Here is a 3,397-nt window from a genome sequence, read left to right on the forward strand (position 1 = left end):
TGGTCGCACCATCCAGGCCAATGGTCTTGACTACCGGATTGGCAGCCCCGACAGTCAGATCCACCACAGCGATCTGCGCGTTGCCGCTTGCATCTTTTGTATAGATGGGTACGTAGCCCACGTTGCTGCGCGTATCGATCGCAATCAGGCCCTGGCTGGGCAAGGTCTTGATTTGGGACGGCGCGGCAGGCCCGCCAATCACATTGGCTTTGACCGCATCCACCAAGGTGCGCTGCCCGTTCACGTCCATGGTGGTGCCCACGGTCGTGCCCGCAAACTCCGTGAGCGCGGTGATCAGGTCAGCCGTGCCAGCACCGACCGGCAAGTTGCCCGCCACGCCATTGCAACTGAGCTTGGCAACCGTCGTCGCCCCCGTCGTATCGGGTACACGGGCGTCAAACACACTGTCGATGATGTCCTGGAACAGCGCGGCCAACACGGCATGACGATCACCGCTACAGCGCTGAAAGTAATCCAGCAGCAATTGCGAATACCCGCCCAGGATCACACCCATGCGATAGGCATCGGGGGCATTGGTCGCGTCGGCCGCCACAAACGAGGGCTCGATCGTGAATGGGTCCAGCGAGAGGTTGTAGGTCCCTTTGATCAAGGTATTGGATGCCAGCATGGCTGCGTCGAGCGTGGTGCCCGGATGCGCCTTGATGTACCCCCACGTGGCCTGATCCACAAAGGTACTGACCGGGGTCACGAAAACCTTGCCTGGCGCTCCTTTGAAAATAGCGCACATCGTCAAGGTATTGGTCTGGGTAGACTGCGTGGCCTCATCAATGTAAGTACCCCCCGTCACGCAGATACGGCCCACATCTGCAGGCGACTTGGTGAAGACAAAACCGGCTTCGGTCGTGCTCACCGTCTCGATGGCGTCGCCGTCATTGCTGCCATCAGCCTTCACGTTGTAGAGCGCAGCCGTTGCCCCGATCAACGGGCCCAGATAGGCCTTGCCTGAAATACCAGTCGTCGACACCGGCCCGCCATCGGAAGAAGGCGTGGCACCAACCGGCGAATCTGCATCGCCTGTACAGGCGGCCAGCAACGCAGAACAAGCCAGAGCACAGGCGCTCAAGCGAAGACGATGCGCCACGTGCATGGCAGATGTGGAAACAGGCATGATGGACTCCCTCTCGTAGAGATATGAAGGGGCATGAAGGGGCAAAAGCGTGTCCATTGTTCGAACACAGCCCATGGCGCTCCATCCTTCAATCTAGGGAGCCGTCAGATCCCCCTAATGCTTGGGAGTCTTTCAAGTCGATTTGCACCAGTCAGGTGCCGCACGCCGTTCCTGACAAGGGGAATCAGGACAAATCGCAGGAAGCCCTTAACGTGCACTTGGTTAATGCGATGAACACGAGTCAGGTCACCGCATCATTTTCGACGCCAGCACCTCAAATGCCTCAAGCTGATCGCCAGGCAGATTCAGCAAGGATGCACCAGGCACCAAGCCTCGCTCCGCCTGATGCTGCTGCACCTCGATCAACCGCTGTGCGTCACCAAGCCGGGGTAAGACAGGCCCAGCAAACATCACTTGCCCCTGCCAGGCCACCAGCAGCGTCGGGAAGGTTTCGACGTCGACGTCGCCCACGAAATCGGCTTCATCTTCGATGTCGATCCAGCGGTAGCGGTGCTGCGGCAAGGCTTGCTGCAACTGGGCAAAAGTTGCCTCGTACTCGCGACAGGTGCCGCACCAGGCGGCGCACAGACACACGACATCAAGAATGGGCATGGACATGGACATGCCCCGATTGTGTCACCAGCCCGGCCAGCATCTCGATCACCACCCGAACCTTGGGCGTGCGCGCACTGCGAGGCTGCACGACAGCGTAAACGTCGAGCGTCGGGGCAGACCAGGCCGGCAACACGCGCACCAGCGCGCCTGTCTGCAGGGCCTCACGCACATCCCATTCGGCCAGCAGCGCCACGCCCAACCCCGCTTCGCACATCTGCTGCACCCAGGACTGGTTGTTGCCGCTGACACGCACAGGCCAGCCAATGTGATGAACCGGCCCCTTGCCTTGATATTGCACTGCGACACCTTGCGCCGCCGGGCCCGTGTCCAAGGCCACAAACGCATGGGCGCCAACCTCATCAGGGTGCAAAGGCTGGCCGCAGCGGGCCAGGTAAGCCGGCGATGCGCACAGCAACATGGCCACGCTGCCCAGGCGGCGCGCGATCCAGTTGCTGTCGGGCAGGCGGCCAAATCGCAAGGCCAGGTCGATGCGTTGCCCGACCAGGTCGCTCATGGCGTCCTCGGCATGCAGATGCAGTTTCAAGCCAGCGTGACGCAACAGCAAAGGCGCCAGCCCGCGGCTGAGATGGGGCACAAAACCAGCGGGCGCCGTCATGCGCAACTCACCCACAGGCTCGTCTTTCATGGCCTGCAAGGCCTGATCGGCTCGGCGAGCGGCCTCCACCATGGCCAGGCACTCACGGTGGAACACCGTGCCCGCCGTGGTCAGGCTCAGCTGCCGTGTCGTGCGAGATAGCAGCGCCACACCCAGGGCCTGCTCCAAGGCCCTGATCTGCTGGCTGACGGCCGAGGTGGTGGTGCCCAAGGAACGCGCTGCGGCCCCGAACGATCCCTGCTCCACCACCGCAACCAAGGTGGCCATGCGTTTGAGCTGATCAAACATGAAGTTTTTCTAAACAATGATTACGCATTTTGATGACTTCACGGCAAATTGTGAAGGCCGTATTGTTCAGGCATCGCATCCAATCTTCTGAAAAGGACACCACCATGAACATCGCACTCATCGGCGCCACCGGCTTCATCGGCTCTGCCATCCTGGCTGAATTGCTGCAACGCGGTCACCAGGTCACCGCGCTGGCGCGCCAGCCAGACAAGGTTCCCGCACAGCCCGGCTTGACCGTGGTGCAGGCAGACGTTCAACGCGCCAGCGAGGTCGCGCATGCCGTAAAAGGCCACGATGCCGTGATCAGCGCCTTCAACGCAGGCTGGACCAACCCTCATCTGTACGACGACTTTCTGGCGGGCAGCAAGGCCATCACGGCCGGCGTCAAGGCAGCTGATGTCGAACGCTTGCTGGTGGTTGGCGGGGCTGGCAGCCTTTATGTCGCGCCAGGTGTGCAACTGGTGGACACACCCAGCTTCCCCGAGCAATGGAAGGTTGGCGCCACGGCCGCACGCGATGCACTCAAGTGGCTGCAAAACGAGCAGGACCTGGCCTGGACCTTCCTGTCACCGCCCGCGATGCTGCACCCTGGTGAACGCACCGGCCATTTCCGCGTCGGTGGTGACGAGTTGCTGATGAACGCCAAGGGCGATGCCCCCGCCGAGATCACCAGTGCCGATCTGGCCGTGGCCATCGTCAACGAGATCGAGGCGCCGCAGCACCTGCGCCGTCGCTTCACCGTGGGCTAT

Annotated in this window: 4 protein-coding genes; 1 reads left to right on the forward strand and 3 read right to left on the reverse strand. The window is 61.7% G+C overall.

The window, feature by feature from the left end; genetic code table 11:
* The 3 genes from EPO09_RS20925 to EPO09_RS20935 form a co-directional block, all read right to left on the reverse strand.
* Positions 1 to 1,129 (reverse strand): hypothetical protein (locus EPO09_RS20925; protein ID WP_290646316.1); only part of this gene is annotated, 1,129 nt, incomplete at its 3' end.
* Between the two features lie 246 nt (positions 1,130 to 1,375).
* Positions 1,376 to 1,753: a thioredoxin family protein gene (locus tag EPO09_RS20930; protein WP_290646318.1), complete on the reverse strand. Its 378-nt coding sequence runs from the start codon at positions 1,751 to 1,753 to the stop codon at positions 1,376 to 1,378.
* On the reverse strand, positions 1,728 to 2,648 hold the full coding sequence (locus EPO09_RS20935; protein WP_290646320.1) for a LysR family transcriptional regulator: 921 nt from the start codon (positions 2,646 to 2,648) through the stop codon (positions 1,728 to 1,730). The genes EPO09_RS20930 and EPO09_RS20935 overlap by 26 nt, the downstream gene beginning before the upstream one ends.
* Before the next feature lie 104 nt (positions 2,649 to 2,752).
* Here EPO09_RS20935 and EPO09_RS20940 point away from each other — a divergent pair.
* On the forward strand, positions 2,753 to 3,397 hold a 645-nt coding region (locus EPO09_RS20940), incomplete at its 3' end, for an NAD(P)-dependent oxidoreductase (protein WP_290646322.1).

Origin of the sequence: Aquabacterium sp. (genome assembly GCF_004297345.1) — a bacterium.
GTDB lineage: Bacteria > Pseudomonadota > Gammaproteobacteria > Burkholderiales > Burkholderiaceae_C > Aquabacterium.

What these genes read in the sequence shown, in the direction of transcription:
- EPO09_RS20930 (WP_290646318.1), bottom strand. Translation starts at nt 1,753, where the DNA reads ATGTCCATGTCCATGCCCATTCTTGATGTCGTGTGTCTGTGCGCCGCC.
- EPO09_RS20935 (WP_290646320.1), bottom strand. Translation starts at nt 2,648, where the DNA reads ATGTTTGATCAGCTCAAACGCATGGCCACCTTGGTTGCGGTGGTGGAG.